General features: G+C 49.8%; 20 protein-coding genes. 5 read left to right on the forward strand and 15 right to left on the reverse strand.

Going from position 1 to position 24,578, the window contains the following annotated elements; genetic code table 11:
• Positions 1 to 528 precede the first annotated feature (528 nt).
• The 4 genes from ACTHRH_RS08360 to ACTHRH_RS08375 form a co-directional block, all read right to left on the reverse strand.
• Positions 529 to 1,290 (reverse strand): Cof-type HAD-IIB family hydrolase, encoded by a 762-nt coding sequence (locus tag ACTHRH_RS08360; protein WP_150960080.1) that lies wholly within the window; start codon positions 1,288 to 1,290, stop codon positions 529 to 531.
• 136 nt (positions 1,291 to 1,426) lie between these two features.
• On the reverse strand, positions 1,427 to 2,599 hold the full coding sequence (locus ACTHRH_RS08365; protein ID WP_440415004.1) for an ROK family protein: 1,173 nt from the start codon (positions 2,597 to 2,599) through the stop codon (positions 1,427 to 1,429).
• A 100-nt stretch (positions 2,600 to 2,699) separates the two neighbouring features.
• Entirely contained in the window at positions 2,700 to 3,320 is a 621-nt protein-coding gene (locus ACTHRH_RS08370) for a YdcF family protein (RefSeq protein WP_440415006.1), read from the reverse strand.
• 468 nt (positions 3,321 to 3,788) lie between these two features.
• Entirely contained in the window at positions 3,789 to 5,060 is a 1,272-nt protein-coding gene (locus ACTHRH_RS08375; protein WP_440415008.1) for a copper amine oxidase N-terminal domain-containing protein, read from the reverse strand.
• Positions 5,061 to 5,492: 432 nt separating this feature from the next.
• Between ACTHRH_RS08375 and ACTHRH_RS08380 the strand changes: the two genes are divergently transcribed.
• Complete coding sequence (locus ACTHRH_RS08380) at positions 5,493 to 6,242, forward strand: YebC/PmpR family DNA-binding transcriptional regulator (protein WP_440415010.1); 750 nt, start codon at positions 5,493 to 5,495, stop codon at positions 6,240 to 6,242.
• A 208-nt stretch (positions 6,243 to 6,450) separates the two neighbouring features.
• Complete coding sequence (locus ACTHRH_RS08385; protein WP_440415012.1) at positions 6,451 to 7,566, forward strand: GntR family transcriptional regulator; 1,116 nt, start codon at positions 6,451 to 6,453, stop codon at positions 7,564 to 7,566.
• Here ACTHRH_RS08385 and ACTHRH_RS08390 read toward each other — a convergent pair.
• The gene (locus tag ACTHRH_RS08390; RefSeq protein ID WP_440415014.1) at positions 7,553 to 7,705 is read right to left on the reverse strand and encodes a hypothetical protein; all 153 of its coding nucleotides are present in this window, start codon (positions 7,703 to 7,705) and stop codon (positions 7,553 to 7,555) included. The genes ACTHRH_RS08385 and ACTHRH_RS08390 overlap by 14 nt on opposite strands.
• A gap of 309 nt (positions 7,706 to 8,014) precedes the next feature.
• On the opposite strand from ACTHRH_RS08390, the gene ACTHRH_RS08395 reads away from it, so the two are divergent.
• The 3 genes from ACTHRH_RS08395 to ACTHRH_RS08405 all read left to right on the forward strand — a co-directional run bounded on the left by ACTHRH_RS08395 (position 8,015) and on the right by ACTHRH_RS08405 (position 11,170).
• Positions 8,015 to 9,328, forward strand: coding sequence for an ABC transporter substrate-binding protein (locus tag ACTHRH_RS08395; protein ID WP_440415016.1), 1,314 nt, complete (start codon positions 8,015 to 8,017; stop codon positions 9,326 to 9,328).
• A gap of 63 nt (positions 9,329 to 9,391) precedes the next feature.
• On the forward strand, positions 9,392 to 10,324 hold the full coding sequence (locus tag ACTHRH_RS08400; RefSeq protein ID WP_440415018.1) for a carbohydrate ABC transporter permease: 933 nt from the start codon (positions 9,392 to 9,394) through the stop codon (positions 10,322 to 10,324).
• A gap of 12 nt (positions 10,325 to 10,336) precedes the next feature.
• Positions 10,337 to 11,170 (forward strand): carbohydrate ABC transporter permease, encoded by an 834-nt coding sequence (locus ACTHRH_RS08405; RefSeq protein WP_440415020.1) that lies wholly within the window; start codon positions 10,337 to 10,339, stop codon positions 11,168 to 11,170.
• Positions 11,171 to 12,104: 934 nt separating this feature from the next.
• Here the strand turns inward: ACTHRH_RS08405 and ACTHRH_RS08410 are convergent.
• From ACTHRH_RS08410 to ACTHRH_RS08455, 10 genes are all read right to left on the reverse strand, one after another.
• Positions 12,105 to 12,422, reverse strand: coding sequence for a hypothetical protein (locus ACTHRH_RS08410; protein WP_440415022.1), 318 nt, complete (start codon positions 12,420 to 12,422; stop codon positions 12,105 to 12,107).
• The gene (locus ACTHRH_RS08415; protein WP_440415024.1) at positions 12,419 to 12,562 is read right to left on the reverse strand and encodes a hypothetical protein; all 144 of its coding nucleotides are present in this window, start codon (positions 12,560 to 12,562) and stop codon (positions 12,419 to 12,421) included. The genes ACTHRH_RS08410 and ACTHRH_RS08415 overlap by 4 nt, the downstream gene beginning before the upstream one ends.
• 115 nt (positions 12,563 to 12,677) lie before the next feature.
• Positions 12,678 to 13,760, reverse strand: a complete 1,083-nt coding sequence (locus ACTHRH_RS08420; RefSeq protein WP_440415026.1) for an IS1634 family transposase — start codon at positions 13,758 to 13,760, stop codon at positions 12,678 to 12,680.
• Positions 13,761 to 14,488: 728 nt separating this feature from the next.
• Positions 14,489 to 15,841, reverse strand: a complete 1,353-nt coding sequence (locus ACTHRH_RS08425) for an L-cystine transporter (RefSeq protein WP_440415144.1) — start codon at positions 15,839 to 15,841, stop codon at positions 14,489 to 14,491.
• A 499-nt stretch (positions 15,842 to 16,340) separates the two neighbouring features.
• Entirely contained in the window at positions 16,341 to 17,180 is an 840-nt protein-coding gene (locus ACTHRH_RS08430; protein WP_150960084.1) for an MBL fold metallo-hydrolase, read from the reverse strand.
• Positions 17,181 to 17,273: 93 nt separating this feature from the next.
• Positions 17,274 to 19,649 carry a glycoside hydrolase domain-containing protein gene (locus tag ACTHRH_RS08435; protein ID WP_440415028.1) on the reverse strand — a complete coding sequence of 792 codons (2,376 nt, stop codon included), beginning with the start codon at positions 19,647 to 19,649 and terminating at the stop codon, positions 17,274 to 17,276.
• A gap of 79 nt (positions 19,650 to 19,728) precedes the next feature.
• On the reverse strand, positions 19,729 to 21,324 hold the full coding sequence (locus ACTHRH_RS08440) for an extracellular solute-binding protein (RefSeq protein WP_144936888.1): 1,596 nt from the start codon (positions 21,322 to 21,324) through the stop codon (positions 19,729 to 19,731).
• 53 nt (positions 21,325 to 21,377) lie between these two features.
• Positions 21,378 to 22,259: a carbohydrate ABC transporter permease gene (locus ACTHRH_RS08445; RefSeq protein WP_144936885.1), complete on the reverse strand. Its 882-nt coding sequence runs from the start codon at positions 22,257 to 22,259 to the stop codon at positions 21,378 to 21,380.
• Between the two features lie 12 nt (positions 22,260 to 22,271).
• Positions 22,272 to 23,186, reverse strand: coding sequence for an ABC transporter permease (locus tag ACTHRH_RS08450; protein ID WP_260982074.1), 915 nt, complete (start codon positions 23,184 to 23,186; stop codon positions 22,272 to 22,274).
• Between the two features lie 84 nt (positions 23,187 to 23,270).
• The gene (locus ACTHRH_RS08455; RefSeq protein ID WP_144936879.1) at positions 23,271 to 24,446 is read right to left on the reverse strand and encodes a Gfo/Idh/MocA family protein; all 1,176 of its coding nucleotides are present in this window, start codon (positions 24,444 to 24,446) and stop codon (positions 23,271 to 23,273) included.
• Positions 24,447 to 24,578: the final 132 nt, after the last annotated feature.

A 24,578-nucleotide genomic window follows, 5' to 3' on the forward strand; every position in this document is an offset into this window, starting at 1 on the left:
TAACTGTATTTTATGTAGGTAAATTCAAGCGAATGGTGGAAAGTGATTAAAGTAAATGGAAAAACTACATTTAGAATCAAGGCTTTTTGCTGAAATCGCCTTTTTTGTCCAAACTAGCTGTAGTTTTTCCACTTAGCTTCCGTCTTTTGGCTCCGCAGAGCAAACTAACTGTATGAAATCCAGTTAGACGCGCCATTCTGCGAGTAGACTGCTTGCACGGCACAAGCAGAAAATGAAAATAGACGGATTTTCAAGGTAGACGCCCAAGTAAGAAAAGCGTCACCGGTACCGTCAAGCGGCACCGTCAGATTATCGAGACATAACCAGGTAAACGGTTCTATTTGCTACGTAGAATATCAGTTATTCTCAAACGGGCTGTCGTCTTACAGCGATTGGATCGGCGAAACCGTCATAAAAGCAGGAGAGGAATCACTGATTCGGTTCAGCGTAAAGCCGGAAATTAAATAGAAAGATGGCCTATTGATTTCAAAGGTTATTTGGCGATTTCAGTCTGCGAAAGTTGAGTTCTTAAGCAAACTTTCTCTCTTGTTCGTCCCCTAACAAGTAACGTTGAATTGCCTGAGCTACCCCGTTTTCTTCATTCGTTCCGGTGCTGCCATCCGCCGCCTGCTTCAGCTTCTCATCGGCATTGCCCATCGCAACTCCCATTCCCGCCGAACGAATAAGGCGAAAATCGTTCATATTATCACCAACGGCCATGACTTCCTCCATGCCTATACCGAGCAACTCACACACCTTGCGAACGCCGCTCTCCTTGGTAATCCCTTTGCAGGAAATTTCCATATTCACCGGAGCGGAACGGGTAACTTCCAATGTACCCCAGCCCTCAACAGTTTCCCTCAGCTGCTGCATCACCTCGAGGTCATCATGCCGAATCCCGAACTTCATCCAGCCTCGTTCGAACATTTCATCCGTCCAGTCCTTCTTGCCCGTCAAGCTTTCCACGCTGTATCCCCAGTAGCCGGCGCCGGCTTCCACAGCCAGGGAATGCAGCCGGTGAATATCCTCCTTGGACAAGTAATGACGCTCAACCAACTCGCCGGGTCTTCGCCAAATCTCGGCTCCGTTAAGAAGAACCATGGGGGCATCCAGCCTGAGCTCTTCCCAGAACGCTTTCGTAGTCTGGACTCCACGGCCCGTGGCAAAAATAACCGTCACTCCGGCGTCCCTCGCCCGCTGAATCCACTCCCTCGCTTCCGCTGTTATCCGTTTATCCTCCGTAAGCAGTGTACCGTCCAAGTCGAGGGCTAGCAGCCGATAATTGGCCATAACCATCATCTTCCCCTTTCATTGAGTCAAGGATAAACGGCTATCGCCGTCCTTGGGACAGGCGCGTTTACCCATGAAATCTTTGTATTTCTAATGAGAGTTAGTATAGAATTGTACAGCTTTACTACATAAGCAATTAGATTGAAAATTTGTCCAGAGGCACGTCAAAAAAATGATTCATGACCAGACCGACCGCCGAGCTGGATTCATCCGGCGTCCGGGGCAGATAGACAAGCTCTACCTCCCGGCAGGACTCTGGAACCGTCTCCATAATCCGCCGGTTTAGAGCAGGGATCAGCCACTCCCCTAATACATCGATCATTTTGCCGGTCAGCAGCACATGATTCGGGTTCAGGATCGTGATGACGTTGCCAATCGCCCGGCCGACCGCCGCTTCAACTTTGCCAAACAGCCTTACAGCCTCCGGCTCGTCCGCCTCGAGCGCCTGCTTAAGCTCTTCCGGCGTGTAGCCGCCGTTGCGCTTCAACCCGCTGGACGATGCGAAAGTGGTCAAGCAGCCTTTGGCCCCGCAGTGGCATTGGCGGGCATCCTCTCCGTCGAAGGCTTTATAATGACCGAATTCCCCGGCGACGTGCCTCATTCCGGCCAATAGCTGCCCGTTGGCGACAATTGCTCCTCCGATCCCGTAATCCAATTTAATCGTCAGGTTATTGGGGGAGTCCGCCAGCCGGCCGTTGAGATTCTCAACGAGCGCGAGCAGGTTGGCATCGTTCTCCAGATACACGGGCAGACCATAAGCAGCTTCCAGACGTTCCTGAAGAGGAAACTGCCTCCATCTCAGTCCGGGCGAATAAATCACTACGCCCCGTTTGGAGTCCACGAGCCCCTGAATACTGCAGCCTATCCCCTTCAACTGATTACGGTGGGTCACATGCCCCAGCAGCTCATCCACGACTTGCCGGATATAGAGGACGGGATGCTCATCGTTGTTGTAGACCGGAACATCGACGACAATCTCTTTAACCGGACGGCGGCGGAAATCCATTAGCGTCCCGCGGACATATCGGACCGCTATCTCTACCCCAATGGCGTAGAGATTTTCGCTTTTCACCATAAGCGGCACCGGTTTGCGCCCTCCATTGCTGGCAACCGGATTCAACTCCTGAAGTACATCGTCCTGCAGCAGCCGGTTTACGATATTGGTGATCGTTTGCTGGGTTAATCCCGTTTTCTCTGCTAATTCCACCCTGGTAATAGGGCCTTCGGTGAAAATGAGACGCAGCACTCTTTGCTGATTGATCGATTTTAGCAGCTTGCTGCTAGCCGTCTTGCTCTTATTCGTCTGCATATCAACCTTTCCTTTCCTGGAAAACTGGATTGACATCCTTCATAAACCCTTTTGCTTTATTCTTCCTTGCGCCCTGTCTGTTGTCAATCACTCTCAATGGTTAACCGGATGCGGATCGGGAATTGGTATTTCCCATCCATCCATTTTGTTCCCAATTGGCAGCCTTATGCAACCAGGGAAGGGTTAGTCGGAATGCCCGGATTTCCAGGAAAGTCAGCTTCCATTGCCGTCTGATCGACGGCAGCTTCCGGCTTCCGTAGAAGTTCGCCGGAATATTCAGCCGCCGGGCTATGTATCTCATGCGTCTAAGATGAAACGAATTAGAGACATAAAGGCAGGTTTTCAAATGATGCCTTCTCATCAACAGAGTACAATTCACGATATTATGCACTGTATTCCGGGAGTACTCCTCCAGCAATATCCGCTTGGCATCCACTCCTTTGGAAATAAGGTAGTCCCGCATAATCGCGGCTTCTGTCCGTTCGGAGACTACGGCTCCTCCGGATAGCACTACATAACGATACCGGAATCGGTTCCATAAGTCCAATGCCGTATCCAGCCTTTCGGCAAGAATAGGGTCTATCTGCCCATTTACACACTTGTAGCCCAGCACGACGAGAGCATCTGCTTCCCGCGGCGTCCATCTTCCTGCATGAATCCAAATAAAGTAGATAAGCGGAATGCCGGCCAACACTCCTAGCAAGCTGATAACAATGACCAAGTTATACTGATTCCTTTCTTCGATGAACTAGTTTTTCTCCTTGTGCAATGAGTGCAAAATATAGGCTTCATAGCCGAAGAAGCTTTCCTTCGCTTTGCCCTGAAAATGTCCCTGCGAAACGACTTCGGAGACCCGCAGCGTTGAACACGAAAATATGCCGGTTAGAGTGAATAACTCTATCCCTCAAGCCGTTTTTTTCAAGGAATTTTCGAAATCCGGACGAGGAAGCCCTTATCAATCATAATATTAATAAATCAATTTGATTAAGTGTCATTCTAAAATAGTTTCTCCCTTCTGACAAGACTCTTATAGAATAAAATTTCACTCGTTTTTTTTAAACGCATTGGAGAGGCAAGGCAGGCAGTCATTGTTTTTCAATAAAGCCGGCAAGGGACATGAAGCGAAAAAACACCTGCCCGTATTTGAGCAGGTGTCCTGAAAGTATACTGCATCTGAAGCTGCTGAAATTTATTTCGTTTCGATAACGACCGTCTTCGTCATATCGTCCCATTCCACGTGAGCACCCAGCGACTCGCTGATGAAACGGACCGGAACCATGGTGTTGGATTGGACCAGTTGGGCCGGCACTTCCAGGTTTATCGTTTCCCCATTCCGCTTGGCCTGCTTGTCCCCGATTTTTAAATAGATCGTCGTATTTCCTTTGGTAGCCGTTACGGAGTACTCTTCTTGATTCCATTCGATTTTCGCACCGAGCTGTTCAAAAATCGCTCTCATCGGCACCAGTGTATTTCCGTCAATAAGAACAGGCGGCTGTTCAAACGAGAGTAATTTCTTATCGATCAGCACTTTGATTGGATCGAAGCCGATCACCAGCGGTTTCACATCCAAGGAGCCGCCAAAATGCCTTTCCCGTATAGAAAGGATTTCCTTAAGCGATTTCGCTCGTGTCGACTGGAAGATGTCAAGGGTTTCATCTCGGAGTTCAAACAGGGTATCGACCGTTTTTTTACGGGTTTTCGTTACGTCAGTCATCGCCTTGTCGCGCGCCTCTTGTAGCTCCTCCGCTCCCTTGGTCAGAATCTCGTCCATCTTCTTGCGGGCATCCGCCAAAGTCAGATTTCCTTGTCTGTAGTTCCACATCGTACCGGAGGAATAATGTGGGTTGCTTTCATTCTTAAGCTCCCACATTAGACCGGAGGAATAGTTCGGGTTCATATCGTTCCGGTAGTTCCACATCGTACTCGAAGAATAATTCGGATTGGTCGTGTTGCGATAGTTCCACATCGTACTGAAGCTGTAATCGGGATTGATTTCGTTCTTCAGTTTCCAATGGGACCTGGAGGAATAATTTTTATTGATCTCCTTATTGTACTCCCACATAGGTCCGCTGGAATAATCAGGGTTAATGGCTCTCCGGTATTCGGTCAGCTTATCGCGGTAATCCCGCTGGTTCCCGTATTTATCATCCAACTGCTTGAAATCTTCATTGAACAAATCCAATAAATACCTCAAATCCGCATCGGCTGCCTGCTCCAGCCGTTCCCGCTCACCCGAAGTGATGGCGATAAGCCAATCATATTCTTTGCTTGCTCGATTATAATCATCCTTATACTGATTGCTGTAGTGCTCATATAAGCGTTGGTACATGCCATCGATTTCATCGATGAAGTCATCCGCGTAGGCGCGATCTGCAGGAAGAAGTGTTCCTCCCAACAGCACTCCCACGGATAGAACTGCCGAGAAGAGTACATTTTTGCACTTTGTCCAAGAGACATCCATTAATTTGTTTACCCTCCATTTAAGTTAAAATTGATCGCAGAATCCGCTGATGCTGCTGACAATGCTTCTCTTTTTCATATGGATCCTGCAGTTTCGATTTTTTTCGACGCATGGCAGGCAATTCCTTCTTTCCGCGCAAAAATAGAACTTTTTTCCTTCACTAGAACAGGTCTTTAGATCTATTAATTGGTATGAACGACCTTCTTGGTAATGACAGAGCCTGTTTAATCTCTACTACAAAACCGCTTAAACAGTGAAAGATAGGGCGTCCTCCGTCCCTAGATTCCCCTACCCCATACCCCTAGAAAGCGAGACTTGCCAATCGGAGAAATCCTTGATGGTCATCAAGTTGTTTCTTGCGTTTCCGGCCCGGGTTAGATACGATAATTAGTAGAAATGTTCTATTGAAATAAGGAAAGGAGCCACCCAACGATGGCCGGACATTCCAAATGGAAAAACATACAGCATCGCAAAGGAAGACAAGATGCCCTCCGCGGGAAAGTTTTCACTAAAATCTCCAAAGAAATATATGCGGCGATCCGCAGCGGCGGGGACGATCCGAATACGAACCTTCGCCTCAAGACCGCTCTGCAGAAAGCAAGACAAAATAATATGCCTAACAGCAACATAGAAAATACGATCAAGAAGGCTTCCGGAAATATGGAAGGCATAACTTATGAAGAAATTATTTATGAAGGCTATGGACCGGCGGGCGTGGCCGTCATGGTCGAATGCCTGACCGATAACCGAAATCGGACGGCGGCGGATGTCCGTCATATCTTCTCCAAATATGGCGGCAACCTGGGAGAGAGCGGCTGCGTCTCTTATTTATTCAGCCGCAAAGGAGTTCTCACCCTTCCAATCGAGGATGGCGGTCCAGACGAAGATACCCTCCTGATGGAGGCGCTGGAAGCGGGGGCCGAAGACGTCCGCGTGGAGGACGGAATCGCCGAGATTACGACGGCACCCGAAGACTTTGACAGCGTCAAACAGGCGCTGGAAGGTAATGGCTACCGGTTCCAGCAAGCGGAGCTAAGCCTGATTCCGGCCACCACCGTCAATTTGGAGGAAGAAGATGCGATCAAGATGATGAAATTGATGGAGGCGCTGGAGGACAACGATGATGTCCAGGACGTGCACTCCAATTTTGACATGGACGAGGAAGTAATGGCCAAGCTTTAGGCAGAATACCATTCAGGGCAGAAGGGCAGCGTGACCGTCAGTGAACGGCCGCGCTGTTTTTCTCGTTTAGTACAACGGATGGGCCGCACCGCTGTTACTGTCTTCGTGAATCCAACCGGTTGTCGATAATATCCCATCCTTTTCTGCTATAATATAGAATGCAAATCATCTACTTGGTATACCAACTTTGAGGAGTAGGGGGGTTCTTATGGATGTTCCATTATACGAACAGTTGTACACTCATATAATGCAGGAAATCAAAGCCGGCCGCCTAAGTAGCGGCGACCGCGTCCTCTCGGAGAAGGAGCTGGCGGAACAGTTCAACGTCAGCCGCATCACCTCCAAGAAGGCATTGGAAAAATTAAGCCAGGACGGGGTCATCAAACGGATAAGGGGTAAAGGTTCGTTCGTGGCCGATGTGCTGCCCGACTGGATTTACAAACAAGCCCCCCATCCCAGACAGGAAACTTCTACTGAAGACGGCTGGCGGATGATCGGATTCATCGCCCCCAGCTTCTCCGACGAATACGGGGCCACACTGCTGCGTACGATCGAGAAAAAATGCGCCGAACAAAAATGCCACCTGCTCATTACAAAAACAAGCGGAGGCCGCGAAGAAGAGCAGCGCGCCATCCGTTTGCTGGTCAATTTGGGCGTAGACGGCCTGATTGTCATCCCGATCCACGGCGAGCATTATAACACGGAGCTGCTGCGGCTTGTGCTGGATGGCTTCCCTGTCGTGCTGGCCGACCGGCATTGGAAAGGCATCCCCGTCTGCGCTGTATATACCGATAACCAGAGAGCCGCCCAAGAGCTGACATCCTATCTGATCGACAAAGGTCATCAGGAGATCGCCTACCTGTCTCCGCCGGAAAAGAACACCTCCACCCTTGAGGAAAGGCTGCAGGGATACACAATGGCCATTACAAGGCAGGGGCTGAAATTTAATCCGGAGAACTGTCTGACCAATCTCACCAGCACACTTCCTATGTATCTTCACGAAAACAAGGCCGGCCAGGATAAAGAGCTGTTAACGAAATTTATCGAGCAGCGCCCCGGTGTCAAGGCATTCTTCGCCGCAGAATTCAGCATCGCCCTGTATCTTATACAGGTGCTGCATTCTATGGGCAAGCGGCTGGACGAATACGAGATCGTCTGCTTCGATTCGGCGGACGATCATTTGGGACGTCCTCTGTTCACCCATATCCGTCAGGATGAGCAGAGGATTGGCGAAATGGCGGTCAAGCATCTCATTGCCCAGCTGGATGGAATCAGCGTCCCCCTGCATACGACAGTAGACTTCCAAATCGTCAATAAGCAATAAATTCTCCCTCTCCACGAGGATTTAAGGCCAGACCGTGACATTCCACCGCCCCTCCCGCCCCGGCATGTTTCGACGAGCGCGAATTTTCGATCAGCCGGGGCGGGAAATCCTCGGGTACTGCCCGCCATTCGTTCTTCACCTCTCCCCCTTTGGAAGAGAAGCTGCTATTGGAATCAGCTTTTATGTTTTCCCGAATCTAAAGCAAGGAAGATCGACTGTATAATCCAGCCTTTCCATTGTTATTTGCCATTTAAGATCCAAGTTCCTATACGAATTAATATGTTGACATACTATTTATGGAAAAGTAGTATATAGAATATATCAGCATATATGAGGAGGCTTGATATCCAAGCTAGAGAAACGCGTATCTCTAGAACCCCGCTTCCAGGATCGGCAGAATTTCCACTGTTTTATGTTAGCGATTACAAGAAAACAGGAGGTTAATTCCATGAACAAGATCAGCAAACGGGTTGCAGGAGGATTAGCTTTGATATGGGTGATCACAGGGGCGCTGGCCGCTTGCTCCTCCAACCAGGCGGATAAGCCCGGAGACCCCGCTCCGGGGAAGCCGGAAGGCAAGATAACGACCATCTCCTTCTGGCACGGAACGAAGGATACCGAGAAGGAAGGGCTGGATAAGATCATCAAGGCTTTCAACGAGAAAAATCCCGACATCAAAGTGGAGGCCACCTTCATTGCCCAGCAAGGAGAGGGGCAGAACGAGAAGCTGCTCGCTGCCATTGCCGGAGGCAACCCTCCGGATGTCGCTTATTTTGACCGTTTCGAAATCGGTTCCTGGGCGGCACGCGGTTCACTGACCGATCTGACAGACCGGGCAACAGCGGACAACATCGACTCCTTTGACTACTATCCCTTTGCCAAGGACGAGGCCACCTACAAGGACAGGCTCTATGGCCTGCCCATGGATACCGATTCCCGCCTGTTATATTACAATAAAGACCAGTTCAAGGAAGTAGGGCTCGATCCGGAAAACCCTCCCAGAACGATAGAAGAACTGGAACTGGCCGCAGAAAAATTAACCAAAAAGGACGGAAAGCGATTTGAACGGATCGGCTTCATTCCCTGGTATGATCAAGGCTGGATTTATACCTGGGGCTGGTCCTTCGGAGGGGACTTCTACGATAAGGACACGGGGAAGGTGACGGCCGAAGATCCGAAGATCGTGGAAGCGCTGCAATGGATGGTCGATTACGCGAAAAAATATAACATCGAAGATGTTGCGGCCTTCACCGATTCGGCTGGCTCGGCGGCCGAGAATCCTTTTCTCACCGGGCAGCTCAGCATGACTGTGAGCGGGCCTTGGCGGACTTCCGGAATCAAGCTGTATAAGCCGGATCTCAATTACGGGGTAGCCCCGATCCCGACCCCGACCGGAGATAACTTCACCACTTGGGCCGGAGGCTGGAGCTTCATTATTCCCAAGGGTGCCAAGAATGAAGATGCCGCCTGGGAGTTTATCAAGTTCGCCGCCGGGAAGGAAGGACAGAAAATCTACAGTGAGACGACCGGAAACCTCGCCTCGATCAAGTCCGTGAACGATGAATTACATAAAGATGATCCGATTATGAAGTCTTTTAAAGACATCCTGCCCAATGCCCATCACCGTCCGGTCATCTCCGCAGGGTCGCTGCTCTGGAACGAACTGGCGCGTGCCAGGGATATGGCCATCCACGAAAAAGGCACCCCGCAGGAGCTGCTGGAAGCCGTCAGCAAAAAGGTAAACGACGAAATCAACAAGTAATGCGGAGGACGGGAAAAGACTTCCTTGCCGTTCCTACCTTTAACCGAGAAGGAGGCTACCGCCATGCCGAAAACGGATGTCAGCACTGTAACTCTTCGCCGGTCTGCCCGCAAGCGGGCAGCGAGCAGGGAGAGCTTGTATGGTTGGCTGTTCGCAACGCCCTGGCTGATCGGGCTGCTGCTGTTTTTCTCTTTCCCGCTACTGTCCTCCATCTATTTCAGCTTCACCACCTACAGCATTCTGGAGCCAGGAGAATTCGTCGGATGGCAAAACTACCGGCAGCTCTTTCAGGACAATGTGTTTTGGGCGGCTGTCTATAACACCATCTATTTTGCCGTATTCTTCGTTCCTCTTAGCATTATATTCGGGGTGGCGCTCGCCCTCTTTTTAAACATGAAAGTCAAAGGCATGGCCGTCTACCGAACGATCTATTTCCTCCCGACCCTGGTACCGCAAGTGGCTCTGGCCGTCTTATGGATGTGGCTGCTCAATCCCCAATTCGGCCTCGTGAACGGGATGCTGAATACATTGGGCATCGAAGGGCCCGCCTGGCTCGGAAGCGAATCCTGGTCCAAACCGTCCCTTATTCTGATGTCGCTGTGGGGGATTGGCCAATCGGTCGTCATTTATTTGGCCGGCCTGCACGATATTCCTCAGGAATACTACGATGCGGCCGACGTCGACGGAGCGAACTGGTTTCATAAGATTCGAACGATCACCCTCCCGCTGTTGACACCGGTCATCTTCTTCAACTTGATCATGGGTGTCATCGGGGCATTCCAGCAGTTCACCTTGCCTTATACGTTAACCAAAGGACAAGGAACGCCGGCCAACTCCATGATGTTCTACGTCATGCACTTATACGACAACGGTTTTAAATATTTCAAGATGGGCTATGCTTCAGCCATGGCCTGGATATTGTTTATCGTGATTATGGCGTTGACCGCCCTGATTTTCGCCACCTCGAAGCGGTGGGTTCATTATCAAGGCAAGTAGGAGGGCTCAAGAATGAACCTAAGGACAAAGAGTATGAAGCGGATATTGGCTCATGCGGTACTGTTGGCGGCTTCCGTCTTTTTTATCATTCCGTTCATCTGGCTGGTCTCCACTTCCCTTAAACCCCCGACCCAGATCTATACATGGCCCCCTGAATGGATTCCCAGACCGTTTACCTGGAGGAATTACATCGATGCCGTGAACTACATCCCTTTTTTCACTTATCTTAGAAATACTCTCGTCATTACGGTATTCAGCACTTTGGGGGCGGTCATCTCCTGCCCCCTGGTCGCCTACAGCTTTGCCAAGCTGAGATGGAAGGGGAAAAATCTGCTGTTTGCCGTAACGGTTGCCGTCATGATGATTCCCGGGCAGGTAACCATGATTCCGCTGTTTATCCTGTTCAATAAAATCGGATGGGTCGGGACCCCGCTGCCGTTGATCGTTCCATTGTTTTTCGGCGCCCCGTTCTTCATCTTTCTGCTGCGCCAGTTCTTCCTGGGACTGCCGAACGATTTGCTCGATGCTTCGCGCATCGACGGGGCGGGAGAGTTCCGCATCTACTGGAACATCATGCTGCCTCTGGCCAAGCCCGCCGTGCTGGCCGTCGGCCTGTTCCAATTCATGAACAGCTGGACCGATTTCCTCGGCCCTCTGCTGTATTTAACGAATGAGCATTCCTACACCATGTCACTCGGGCTGCAGCAATTCCAGAATCAGAAAGGAACCGAGTGGGGCTTGATGATGGCTGTTGCGACGATGATGACGATGCCGGTCGTCCTTCTCTTCTTCTTCCTGCAGAAGACGTTCATCCAGGGAATCACCTTCACCGGGATTAAAGGGTAGGAGGCGGACGGGGCTTAAGCATTTCATACAAACAACTTACGCAACTTATAAAAGCAAGGCCGGCGTACCTTTAATCAAGGAGGGAGGCATAATGCAGGCTCTTAAATCGGTATGCATCCTTATTCTCTTCATTGCATCCTACTTTGCCGGCTTTGCGGCTTATAAAGAATGGTCAAAATCAAGCTTAGGCAGCCGTCTCTCGGTCTGCTATTGTATCCTTTGTTCTGTGCCCTGGTTTTTATTGTTCCTACGGCACTTATCTTCTTGTTTAACGGAGGAGGCAACCTCCTGTCTCCCGAGGCGCAATTGTTTTATTCCCTTTTTGCGGTTTCGGGCCTAACGTTCGGGCTAGGGTATGGCTTTATCTCCATCGTACTGCGCACAAAACACGGATAACCCGAAGTGCATCCATCTGTATGAAGCAATGTCCGGGCAATTCCTTTATTTCTTCGCGTTAACGAAACGGAAACAAATCAATTAATTGGTACCGATTCTTCAATGCTGCTCGGACCGTCCGGATTTAGTTTCGCCAACGAACTTGAGAATCGCTATTGCCGTAAAAAAATTTCAAATATTAAAGAAACTTACCTCATAATGGAGCCATTTTGAAGATGAATAACCCGGTATTAGAGGTAGCTTTTCATGCCAATAAGAATCTTTTTATACCGTTTTAATGCTGATGAACTTAAAGATTATTATGTGGTTAGAAAATGGAGAAGCTCCATTTTGCCCGAATAACGTTTCTAGGATTCGTATGCAGACTGGAACTTTCGTGAAAGCAGCCCATGGAGCAAGGAAGTTTATTTCCGGTGTCAATCCACTTATCCCTATATCGAGGCTTTGGACTATTATCCCCTAGCATGAGTTTACGAAATAAGAGTGGGCAAAACCCGAGAGCCCAAACGTATCAAGACATTTGAGCATCGAAAATGTATTACCTACCAAGTCGATACTGATCCAGACCAAGCGCTTCCATGAGCTTCTTGGCCTCAGGGCTTAATTTGCTTAGGGAGAAAGATTCCCTGTTCTTCTTGGAGTCGCCTTTCTTTGGATAGACCGTAATGACTTGCTGTATGTCGCCCAACACGTCGAGCATGCGATTCACACTAAGTTCGATTCCCTGATTGTACAATTCGCGGTTAAGCAGTGAACACAATCGCAGAGCCAGCACGCAGTAAAAGGCATGGACTTTTATTTTTTGATCCGTCCAGTGATAGATCGGGCGAAAGCCCAGATGATCGGTATTTTTCATTTGTTTGAAAGCTTCTTCGATGTGATACTGGGCGTATACAGCACGGTTTTTCCCAGTTGTCGTTCGCGCAAGGATTCCAGACGTGTCATTTGGAACGAGAAATCCAGCCTGATCGCCGTTTCCGTTTTCGATATCTGCACGTCAAACAACTCCTTTTTGAGAATCTGATCCCACTTGACGCTGCACGGATTCGAGCGTCGGCTTGCGTCCTTTTTGATAGTGCCGTTTTCTCGCGCTTGCAGAGCGTTTTGAAGATTATGCAGTTTGACCGTGCATTGTTCGATGTTTTTTCCGAATCCCTTGAAGCTGACCGGTTTCGAGTTCCGGATTGTACACGACAAGCACCGTCATGTCCTGATCGTATACGTTATACGTGGTTCGATAGGCCGTAACCCCTTTATATTTCGTTCCGGTCACGGGCACAAATTGTTCTTTGCTGACTTCGAGTAACGATTTGCATTGGGAAAGCTTGAGAGAGCCGACGACGTGAAACTTCATCTCGCCGGACTGGAGTTTCTTCATATGATCAGATGAATTGTTTCCCTTGTCAAATACGAGCGTAGGCGAGAGAGGCGTTTCGCAAATGGTTTGACAACGCTGCTTCAATCGCTCGATGACCGAACGAAACTGCTTGGCGTCCGGATCGTTTCCGGCATACGTTTCGTGAAACAGCGGCACGCTGAAATCGGGAGATACCATCATGGCGAGCCCGACAATTTTCAGATCGGAACGTTTTTCCTTGCTGTGGCCGCGTTGGGGTAATGTGCTTGATGAATGTGTATCGACATACGTAAAGAAATTCGTCGTGTCGTAGATCAGACAATCGAGACTGAGTCCGTATTGCTGAACGATCTTACGCGTAAAGTCATCCTCGAATTGCCGAATGGCGTCCTCGGAAAGGGAGTTCATGTTGTCCCAGAAGCGCTGGCTGGACAGCATTGATGATTTTGCCGGGATGACGCGGTCCAGGCTGGTTTTCGAAAACCATTCGGCGATCTGATGCTTGCTGGTTGGCTCGACCGCCCGGTTAATGGCAGCAATAAGCATGTAGTCACCGATGCTGAGACCTTGATTGCGTTTCGGTGAGACGGTGTTGATCAGGTCTACAACTCCGAGTCGTTTGGCCAAATCGTACAGCGCCATGACCGCGCCGAATTCGAGGACAATACTGAATTTGGGCTGATCGAGTTCAGCAGTGCCTTCCATCGCTGCGGCGATCTGCTCAGCACGCCCCAAATATTTTTGACGCACAATACGAGGTTTTCCATTTACACGTGCGGATTCAGCGAGGTAGTAATACACTTGATTTTTCTTTTTCTTTTTGATGATGGAAGCCAAGGCGCACCTCCGGAGTATAAGCAGGGTAATACAACACTTCGACATTGAGAAGCGGAATTCCTCCTTTTACGGAAAAATACCCATAAAAACAATGATTTTTAGTTCTGTTCCGGCTCCAAAAAACAAAGTGTGGAGCGAACTTTGGTAGGGTAATACACTTCCATTCCAGAAGATACAAAAAAATCCATCCCCTCCGTTCAGACAGAGCAAGGTCGAATTGAATTTCCTGGTAAAAATGTCGTTGGTTTTGCTGGAAATTTTTTTGATAATTCGTAAACTCACGCTAGCCTCAGAAAGGTACGATGCCCCGGTACCATCGGCCTGATTTCACCTATTTTATTAAGCGTTCAAATCGATAAACCCGAACATAACCCTCAGAGAATTTCTGAGCTGAAGGGATAACAGATAAAGGACACCCAAAGAGGAGGCTAGGCCCGACACGCTTTCTGAACAAAGGGGATAAAGCCATAAGGACGCCGAAAGAGATCAAGACCCGGGCATATATGATTCTGAGCGAAGGGGATAGCAGCCAGAAGGACAACAAAAGAGGGTGCAGGACCAACACGCATTTTCTGAACAAAGGGGATAGCAGCCAAAAGAATACCCAACCTAAAGCGTAGGCCCGGCATGTATGATTCATGCGGACCTACATTTTAAGATGCCAATAATCAGCCAAGCTTCAGATAACCGGAGAGACTTTCAGCCTTCCGCTCAGTTGAAATGCCGGATCAAGCCTCCAACTGCTGCTTGCTGTTATCGTTATATATATTCAAATCCAACTCCTTCGTCGCCTTGCCGGTAAGAATTCCGGCAACCATACTGCCGCTGACATTTAACGCCGTACGCCCCATGTCGATCAGAGGCTCGACAGAAATCAGCAGTCCCGCCAGAGCAACCGGGAGGTCCATCGCAGACAATACGAGCAATGCGGCAAAGGTCGCTCCTCCTCCTACACCCGCTACACCGAAAGAGCTGATAGCCACTACAGCAATTAAGGTAATAATGAAGGAAGGCGTTAACGGGTTGACTCCGACCGTCGGCGCAATCATAACAGCCAGCATGGCGGGATAAATCCCGGCACAGCCATTCTGCCCGATCGATAATCCGAGTGATCCGGCGAAGTTGGCTACACCTTCAGACACTCCGTAGGAATGGGTTTGGGTCTTCACATTCAAAGGCAGTGCTCCCGCACTGGTGCGGGATGTGAAGGCAAAGGTTAGCACTGGAATTGCCTTCTTAACATAAGTAATCGGATTCAGCCTGGCACCGGCCAGCAGCAGCAAATGAATAAGGAACATGACAATCAGAGCGACATACGACGCGATGACAAATTCGCCCAGCTTCCAGATTCCCTCATAATCCGTAGTCGCCGTTACTCTCGTCATTAGCGCCAGAACACCATATGGAGTGAGCCTCAGCACAATGGTAACCACTCGCATAATAATGGCATAGAGCGCTTCTACAATTTTCTGGAAGAACTCCGCCTGCTCCGGCTGTTTTCGCCTGACTCCCAGGAACGCGAAGCCAATGAATGCCGCAAACACTACTACGGCGATCGTTGAAGTGGCCCGGGCCCCCGTGAAATCTCGGAACGGATTTTCCGGCAGCAGCTCAAGCAGCTTTTGCGGGAAGGTCATTTTCTGAAGGTCTCCCAGCCGGTTCTCCAATTGCTCCCCGCGAGAAGTTTCCGCTTCCCCGCCCTCAATTTGAATTCCCTCCAGGTTGAATACGGTTGCGGTAGTAATCCCGACGGCTGCGGCTACAGCCGTTGTTCCGACCAGAATTCCAATAATCAAGAGTCCGATTTTCCCAAAATTTTTGGTCACCTTCATCTTCGTAAACGCCGTCAGAATGGAAATAAAGACGAGGGGCATGACGACCATCTGCAGAAATTTAACGTACCCTCTCCCTACGATATCAAACCATGCCAGGGAGGTCTTTAACACCTCAGACTGGGCTCCGTAAATAAATTGCAGCACAAGTCCAAACACAATCCCGATCCCCAAACCGGTGAATACCCGTTTGGAAAAAGAAACATGCTTTCTTTGCATAACAAAAAGTCCGATGATAAGCAGAAGCATGATTACAATATTAACGATTGTCCATAACACGTTGACCAACTCCCACTTTTAAATTCGAGGCGATAAAAGTATATTCAGATGTATCCAGTTATATAACAACTATTCATACCTGTCAAGTTGGAATTTGACTTACTTTTTATTCGCGGGTCTATATATGTAATTAACATGGGCATTCGCATTCCAACCATAATGGTCCGGATTGAATTCTATCGCCATATATTAGAGTAGTAAACTTATAGTATGCCGGCTGACATTTTTTGATATCGATTTTTTTTAGTTTGCCCATATTCCATTAATTATGTTCATTCATTGGAAAATAGCGGGTAAATAAGCCAGCCGTTATGTCGCTGCAGTTGAAGAGGCTTACGGCGCGAAACAGATGCATTTATCGGGTTGTTGGAAAAGCATCTGTGTGTTGCTTGCGGAGTCAACAAAAATGGCTGCCAAGGCGGCAGCCATCTTAGAGAGAAACTAAACTACGTTCTACTTTACATTTATTTTAAACCTCTTCGGCGGACTCGATATGAACCGTTAATCCATCGTAGGCGCATAAGGCGCCCAAGCGCTGTGCCTTGGCTTCGATTTCCTCATGAGGTCCGGCTCCGCCTTGATGGGAGAAGTGAGTCGCGATAACCGTCGTCGTATCCGTCACCGCTCCGATCTGGCGCATGCGCTCCAGCATCATTCCGAAATCCTTCTCATTCAGATGCTCTTTGCCCGAAGGGTGGCCCCAAATCGTCCCTTCCAGCACTACACCATCGAACCGGAAGCCCTCCAGCTCTTTCCAGACCGTCTCTGTATATAGGCCGCTGTCCGAAGCATATAACAGCGTCACCTTGCCATCGTTAATGATGTAATTCATCGCATCGCCAATGCGCGATTGATGAGAGGCCTCGATGGAGCAGATCGTATATCCGGAGGCCTGTATCAGGCGTCCCGGCAGTATCGGAACTCTGCGAATTTGCGAATGCTGGTCGCTCCCTCCGCTTTCATCCCATTTCATCCAAACCGAAGGACCGGCGATCATCGTGATCTCGGGAAGCTCGGTAGCTAACCGGAACGCCTTGGCGCGCATCCTGAGATTGTTCGGATCGAAATGATCCGAATGACTGTGTGTAATCAGTACCGTTTCGATAGAACATAACGAAAGTCCCAGATGGGCGCAGGAAGCAAACAGATCCGGACCGAGATCAATCAACATATGATCATTGACGATCACGCTTTGCCTTCTGCGAATGTTTCGCCCGCCGTTAGCTCTCGCATGCTCACATGTGACACAATCGCAGAATGGCGAGGGAATGCCTTCGGCCGCTCCGGTTCCCAAGAAAGTAAGCTTCATAAACTGCCACACTCTTTTCGTTTAGGATTGGGTACTTGTCAATCGTTTGCTAACCATAGTATTCGATAGTGGTCGGTGTTATTCCGTATCCTCTTAAGGAGCCATCGTTTCCCCGGGCTCAGTAGATAAGAACCTGAAGTTGTCGAAATACAAGGTTTGCTGAAGGCTATGCCGCCACACCCAGATTTCAATCCCCTTCATTTGAGTGATATCCAGATCGACTTTATTCAACGGGATGCGTATCGTTTTTCCATGTTGGCTTCTTACCGTTTGGATAAAGGAATCATCCGTCTTGCCGTTCAATTGATGGAATTTGACATAAAATTGGGTGGTACCGCCCGGATTATAAACATCAAACTCCAGCACATCGAACCCGGACCAGTCGGCGCTGCGGAAGCCTTTGCCCGCCTCGAACAGGCGGAAATTCGGAAAATTCACATCGGCCGGGAATACCGCCTTCATCGAATGATTCCCTTCCGTGACATATTCGTCAGACAAGCTCAGATTTACGGTGGATGAAGTAAAGCGTTTGATCGCCTCCTCCGTCTCCACATCGTTGAGCGGTATCGTATAAGGAGTATCGAATTCGTATACCGCCAGCTCCCGATGAATCTCCCGGGTCATCCCGTTCTTGGTGACTATGATATCCACCTTATGAAGTCCCGGCCCAAGTGTAAGCGTACGGGCAAATTGGTCATGCATCCCTTCTGACTTGGACACCTCAAGAGGCATCCCGTTCAAAGTAACCTGAGCGCCCTTCTCAGCATAAACCGTTACGGTTCTGCTGCCTACCGTCGGCGCTTCGACCGCGACCAATGCCGTTACCGCTTCCCTAGCCACGATTTCCCGGGCGATTTCCCGGCGAACCTGCATGACGAGATCGGGATTTTCTTCAAAAGTTTTGATGTCCTCATACAACCGGTCATAGAACGGCCGGATCGCATCGCGATATGGGAAAGAGTCCTCTACTCCCAGTCTGGCCGCGGTTTCGCGCAGCCGCTGCTCGTAATGCCACAAGTATTCGTAATCCTCCATGCTCTCCCTTAGCACTTCCAGACGGATCGTCCCGATCGGACCGTCGATACCGATCTCCGTGCCGGGATAGAACAAATAGCCGTCGCCATTCGCTCCCGGAAAAGCAAGCGGATCCTTCCATACATCCCGGCTCACATATTTCTTCTCGGCGGCATTATACTTCTGAAACTGGGTAGTGGCCCAGTACAGCGTGCCTTCCACACCGTAATCATGCTGCATCCACGTTAACAGACGGGTTCCGACCAGGTCGTCATCCAGATGATAGGACGGGAACGGATGCTTGGGGAAGACGCTCGTGTACCACCAAACATGCTCTCCTGCCGCCTGTCTCTCCCGCGCGAAATCATAATCATATTTATCGATTTCCGGGGTCCAAATGTCGACATCGCCCAGCAGTTCATCCAGAGGCTGGATCGTCACCAGATGCGGAACATCCGGAGCTGCTTCCTTCAAGGCATCATTAATGACCTTCACCCGGTCGTAATGATTCGGAGCATTCGGATGCGGGACCGGCTCATCAATTTCGCTGACATAGAAATACCCTTTGTCCAGCATGCCTTTTTCCCTAAGCTTGTCAACGAGTTCCTTGATCTTCTCCTTATTCGGTTCCCCTTGTGCATCTCTATAATAAGGCAGGCGATAAGCCGATATCCGGGGATCATTAATAAATCTGGCCGCTCGCTCTATATACTCATCGATATCCTTATCCGGAATCGGCAGATAGCCCGGGGTCAGACGTTGTTCGACGGAAGCCCAGTAATATTTCTCAATATACTTCCAGGCCTCTTCTCCTTGAACATTCCCGTGAGCTTCCTGAACGGGACCGCCCCAGACGCCAAACCCTGTCTTGGAATGGCTTTCATCCGTCAATTCGAAATCCCATACGGTCAGTTCCACCGGAATCCGCACCGGATTTCCCGTCTCATGCAGTTGAATCTCTCCGGTATAGCTGCCCGCCGGTATTCCTTTCGGAACATATACTTTGACCCAAATGCCCTGATTCTCCCCTGCGGCCACCTCCAGCTTGCCTTCGAGTGGGATAAGCGCATCCGGGTACCATCCTTTCGGATAGGCGGGAGTCGTAGACGTTGTTACCTCGATATAATGCTGCCTGAACAGTTGAATATGCTCCTTGCCTATTTTCGCCGGGCCGCCCTGCTGCTTCAAGTCGCTAATAGATACCTGCAGCTTGCGCAGAGGGTTGTTTCCCGCCTTCACGATCACTTGGCCGCTTTCGAATTCATTGCGGGCGGCCTCCAGCTTCATTACCCGGTTAGCATCGGCCGGAAACGGTTCATCCAGCATCACTTTTTGCGTATTCGACGGCGCCCATACATCAAATAAGGGCTCCGTCTTTGCATGAGCGGCCGGAAGAAAGGACAGCAACAGCGTAATAGCCAGCAACACAGAAATCGATTTGCGCTTCCAAAACATAACTTTCCCTCCCGAAATAGTTGTATTTGGATAAACTCCTCCCCGGATCAAGATGACCCGGGGGGAAAACTTCTTGACGCTAGCCGTTATTCTTAAAACGCTCGTAAGCGGCCGAATATATTTCCTTATATTCTTTCAGGCCCATCTTTTCGATCGTCTGGATATATTTATCCCATTCGGAGAAAGGGGTGTCCCCCGTAATAAATTTCGCGGTCATTTCATCCACGTATTTGTTGATATCGGTGTGAAGAGGGGTATACCGGTTCAGCTCCTCCTGGGTGAAAGTGAACGCGGGCCATACTTCCTCCGGCCAATAAGGCTCTGCCTTGGCGGCCGCCTCCATACTTTCCGGCGTCGATTCTCCGCCCTTATACGTCTTGGCAGTCAGCAATGCGGGATAGAACCCGCCCGCGAACGAAACGTATTTCGACGGTTCCTTCTTGTACTCTTCCGTATATTCGAGTGTGCCGTCCGGCTTCTCGACGTAGCTCAAATCTTTAATCCCCATAAAAAACAGCTTGCTGCCTTCCTCGCTGTAGAAGTAATCGATCCAGCGCACGGTCGCTTCCGGATGCTTGTTCTTATCCGTAATGACGAAAGCTCCAAGATCGATAAGCGCCGGACGCGCCCTTGAGAACACCTGGTCTCCATGAGGCCCTTTCAATACCGGAGCCCCGACAAAATGCTCAATGCTCACTCCGCTGATCGCATGCGGGCTGTTCGTCACGGAAGCGCCGACGATGCCTTCGTCCATCAGAGCATTGACTTCCGGGCCTTTAATCGTCAGCAGGTTATCGACGAATAGTCCTTCTTTATACATCTTGTTCATGTACTCCAGCACTTCCTTGTACTCCGGGGAAGCCGGAATATATCGAAGTTCCTTCGTCTTCGGATCGATGTCCATCCGGTGGGCGTTGCCGCGGTTGCCGAGCCCCCATGCTCCCTTCACTTCATCGAGCAGCGAGCCGTAATTGCTGGCCGCATAAGGAATATATTTGGGGTTCAGCGTCTTGACGGCCTTCAAATATTCATAGAATTCATCGGTCGTTTCCGGCTCCTTCATGCCGAGCTGCTCCAGGAAGCTCTTGTTATACCACAGCTTCTGGCCGATGATAACCGACTTGAACTCCGGATCGTAGAACGTCGGGAAGGAATAAATATTGCCGTCCGGCATCGTCAGGCCCTTCTTTATCTCCGGGTACTGTTCCAGAAGCTTCTTGAAGTTGGGAGCGTACTTGTCTATCAAATCATTAAGAGGAATAAAAATGCCCTGAGATCCATAGTTCATAACATCGACTGGAGAAAGCCTGGCCGTGTGGAACGCATCCGGATAATCCCCGCCGGACAGAACCAGATTCCGCTTCTCCGCGAGACTTTCCGTCGGAGTCAATTGGAAATCGACCTCGATGTTCGTCATCTTCGCATATTCCTTCCAGACCGGAAGATCGTTCCAGTTGGCAGGGGCGGACGGCGCTTTGCCCGCAAAGAAGGTCAGCTTGATCGGATTCTCAACAATCGGAAATCCTTCCGTCTTGACGGCCGGCTCCACCGGTTCTTTATTTGTGTCATTCCCGGAAGACGTCTGCCCTCCCTTGTCTCCGCCGCAAGCCGAGAGCAGCCCGGCTGTCATGGCGCCCACGAGCATTACTGAAGTCAGTCTTTTCAAACTTTGCATAAAAAGTTTAACCTCCCTTAAGCTAATGTCTATTTGTGAACAAAGACTATGGGCTAGCCTTTGATTGCACCGACCAGAAACCCTTTCGTAAAATACTTCTGCAGGAACGGGTAGACCGCCAGAACCGGCAAATTAGCCACGATGACAATCGCATATTTGATGGCCTCCGCCTCCATCAAATGCTTCTGTACCGACAGGTCCATGCCGCCCGCCATGTTATCCACTTCCGATTTGATAAGAATTTCCCGCAGGAATAGCTGAAGCGGATATTTATCGCGGTCGTTCAAATAAATCAAGGCGTTGAAATAAGCATTCCAATGGCCGACGCTGTAGAACAAGATCATGACGGCAATCACCGGCATGGAAAGCGGAAGCACAATTTTCCACAGAGTCTGTAAATTGGAGCAGCCGTCGATCGCCGCCGATTCCTGAATTTCGTTCGGTATGCTGGTCTGGAAGAAGGTCCTCATAATGATGATGTTCCAGACAGAGACGGCTCCGGGAATGATCAGCGCCCACATGGAATTGATCATGCCGAGATTTTTGACAAGCAGGTAAGTCGGGATCAGCCCGCCGCTGAAAAACATCGTGAAGACGATATACCCCGTGATGACATTGCGGCCGGCAAAGTCTTTGCGCGATAGCGGATAAGCGGCCATAATCGTCATGATTAAATTGACAGACGTGCCGACAACGGTGTAAATAATCGTGTTCTTGTATCCGATCCAGATTTCTTTGTTGGCGAAAATCAGTTCATAGCCTATGAAGGACAAGTTTTTCGGAAACAGCCACATCTCACCCTTGGTCACCGACAGCGGATCACTGATCGAGGCGCTGACGACAAAGACAAGCGGGTACAAAATAATTAGGAGTATGACCGTAAGGATGGCATAGATGATGCCCCCCACCAGACGGTCCGTAAAAGTTTCTTTCACCGTTATGCCTCCCTACCACAAGCTGGTTTCATTGACTTTTCTCGCGATTTGGTTCACGGCTACCAGCAGAATGACGTTAATAATGGAATTAAACAGTCCTACGGCGGCGGCAAAGCTGTACTGCGCCCCCACAATCCCTTGCGTGTACACATAGGTGGATATAACGTCGGAGCTTTCGATGTTTAAATTGTTCTGCATCAAATAAATTTTCTCGAAGCCGACACCCATAATGTGACCGACATTCAGAATCAAGAGAATGACGACCGTCGGCATAATTCCCGGCAGGTTGATATGCCAGATGCGGCGAAGCCGGCTTGCTCCATCGACTCGTGCCGCCTCATGCAGGGAAGGATCGATACCGGAAAGCGCTGCCAAATAGATGATCGAGCTCCAGCCCATTCCCTGCCACACCCCGGAGAAGACGTAAATGGTTTTAAACCATTTCGACTCCGTCATGAAAGAGATCGGTTCGCCTCCGAAGAACACGATGATATGATTGATGATCCCGTTTTGCGGTGACAGGAAAATAAAGATCAAGCCGACCATAACGACAGTGGACAGGAAATGCGGCGCATAAGTAACCGTTTGCACGAACCGCTTGAAGGACCTGCTTCCAACCTCGTTAATCAGAAGAGCGAGCAATAACGGTATCGGAAATCCGACAGCCAACTGATACAGACTAATGCTGAATGTGTTCCAAATCAGGCGCCCGAAATAATAGCTGTCAAAGAACCGTTGAAAATGAACGAACCCGCTCCAATCGCTGCCCCAAATGCCTTTGGCCGCAACGAAATTTTTAAAGGCGATCTGCACACCGTACATCGGTATGTAATCGAAGATGAAAAAGTAGACGATAACGGGAGTGATGAGCAAATACAAATCCCAATTTTTGCGAAGCGTTCGTTTGAACGCTTTCCATTTAGACAGGCGTTTCGCCTTGTCGGCATGGGTATAAACCGCTGGTTGATTCAACAATGAGCCCCCCTTTACTGCAAGCTTGATGGTTCATGGTCAATAGCGGACCGCTGATTCGTTAAGGCCAAGCATCCACGGCTGGGGCTCTTTCACCCGAATCACTCTGCCGCCTGCTCTCATCGACTCGGTCGCGGCGCAGCCGACAGCTACACTCATCCGGCCGGCAATAGGCTGAGCTACCGGTTCTTTCCCATGGAGGATCATGTTAATGAAGTCCTCACATATTTTCTCGTCCGCCCCGTTGTGAGAGCCTTCCGCTTTGCGGATGTTGTAAACTCTGTCCGACAAATCGCGCCACGTATTGGATTTTCTCGATTTCACAATCACCTGGTTATTGGGCTCCGAATTCTCTATTCTCCCTTCCGTCCCGATAATCGTATAATTCCTTTCGTAATCCGGAGTAAAATGACACTGCATGTAAGAAGCCTTGATGCCTCCCTCCAGCTCCATCAGCACCATGCTGTTATCCTCCACGTCGATTTCCTCGCGGAAGGCGCATTGTGTCAGAGGACCGAACCGCGCTTCCGGGCATGTCTCCTTCTCCGGACATTCGGGACAGGTGAGATCATTAGGCTTGCTGCCTCCGAAGTAGTCGACTCCGCCGAATGCGGCCACCTTGGTCGTATAACGGCCGGTAAGCCAATGGATGATGTCGATATCATGAGAGGCTTTCTGCAGCAGCAGGGAGGTCGTGTTCTTCGAGCTGCCGTGCCAGCTATGGTAATAGTAATCGCTTCCAAGTCCTACAAAATGACGGACCCAGACCGCCTTCACCTCTCCGATATCCCCGGCCGCGATAATTTCCTTCATCGTACGGTACATGTTCATGTAGCGCATATTGAAGCCAATCATGAAATGCTTGCCGGAATCCCGCCACGCCTCCAGAATCCGGTCGCAGCCGTCCACCGTAACGGCCAGCGGCTTCTCACAATAGACGTGCTTGCCGGCTCTTAGCGCCGCTACCGCATGTTCGTCGTGGCAGTGATCGGGAGTCATTACTACGACCGCATCAATATCCGGCCTCTGCAATAGCTCCCGGTAATCCAGCATCACATCGGCATCCGGATTGACTCTCTCCCTAAATTTGTCCAGACGCGCCGGATTGGTATCCGCCCCTGCGACAACAACCGATTTGCCATCCGGCCGATGCCAGTATTTAGTGACTCCCGCTCTCCATCCGAGTCCGATAACCCCGATTCGTATCTGCTCCAAGCCGATTCCCTTCCTTCAACATAATGTGTTTTTGGGCCCAAAAAGGCCGTTATTTGTCCAATGATCAAAAAAAATATTGCCGCGGAGGTTTCGGACTCTATCATCTATATAGATCAGAAGATTGCTTCCTAT

This window comes from Paenibacillus sp. SAFN-117, assembly GCF_051966115.1.
GTDB classification, from domain to species: Bacteria; Bacillota; Bacilli; order Paenibacillales; family NBRC-103111; genus Paenibacillus_L; species Paenibacillus_L residui.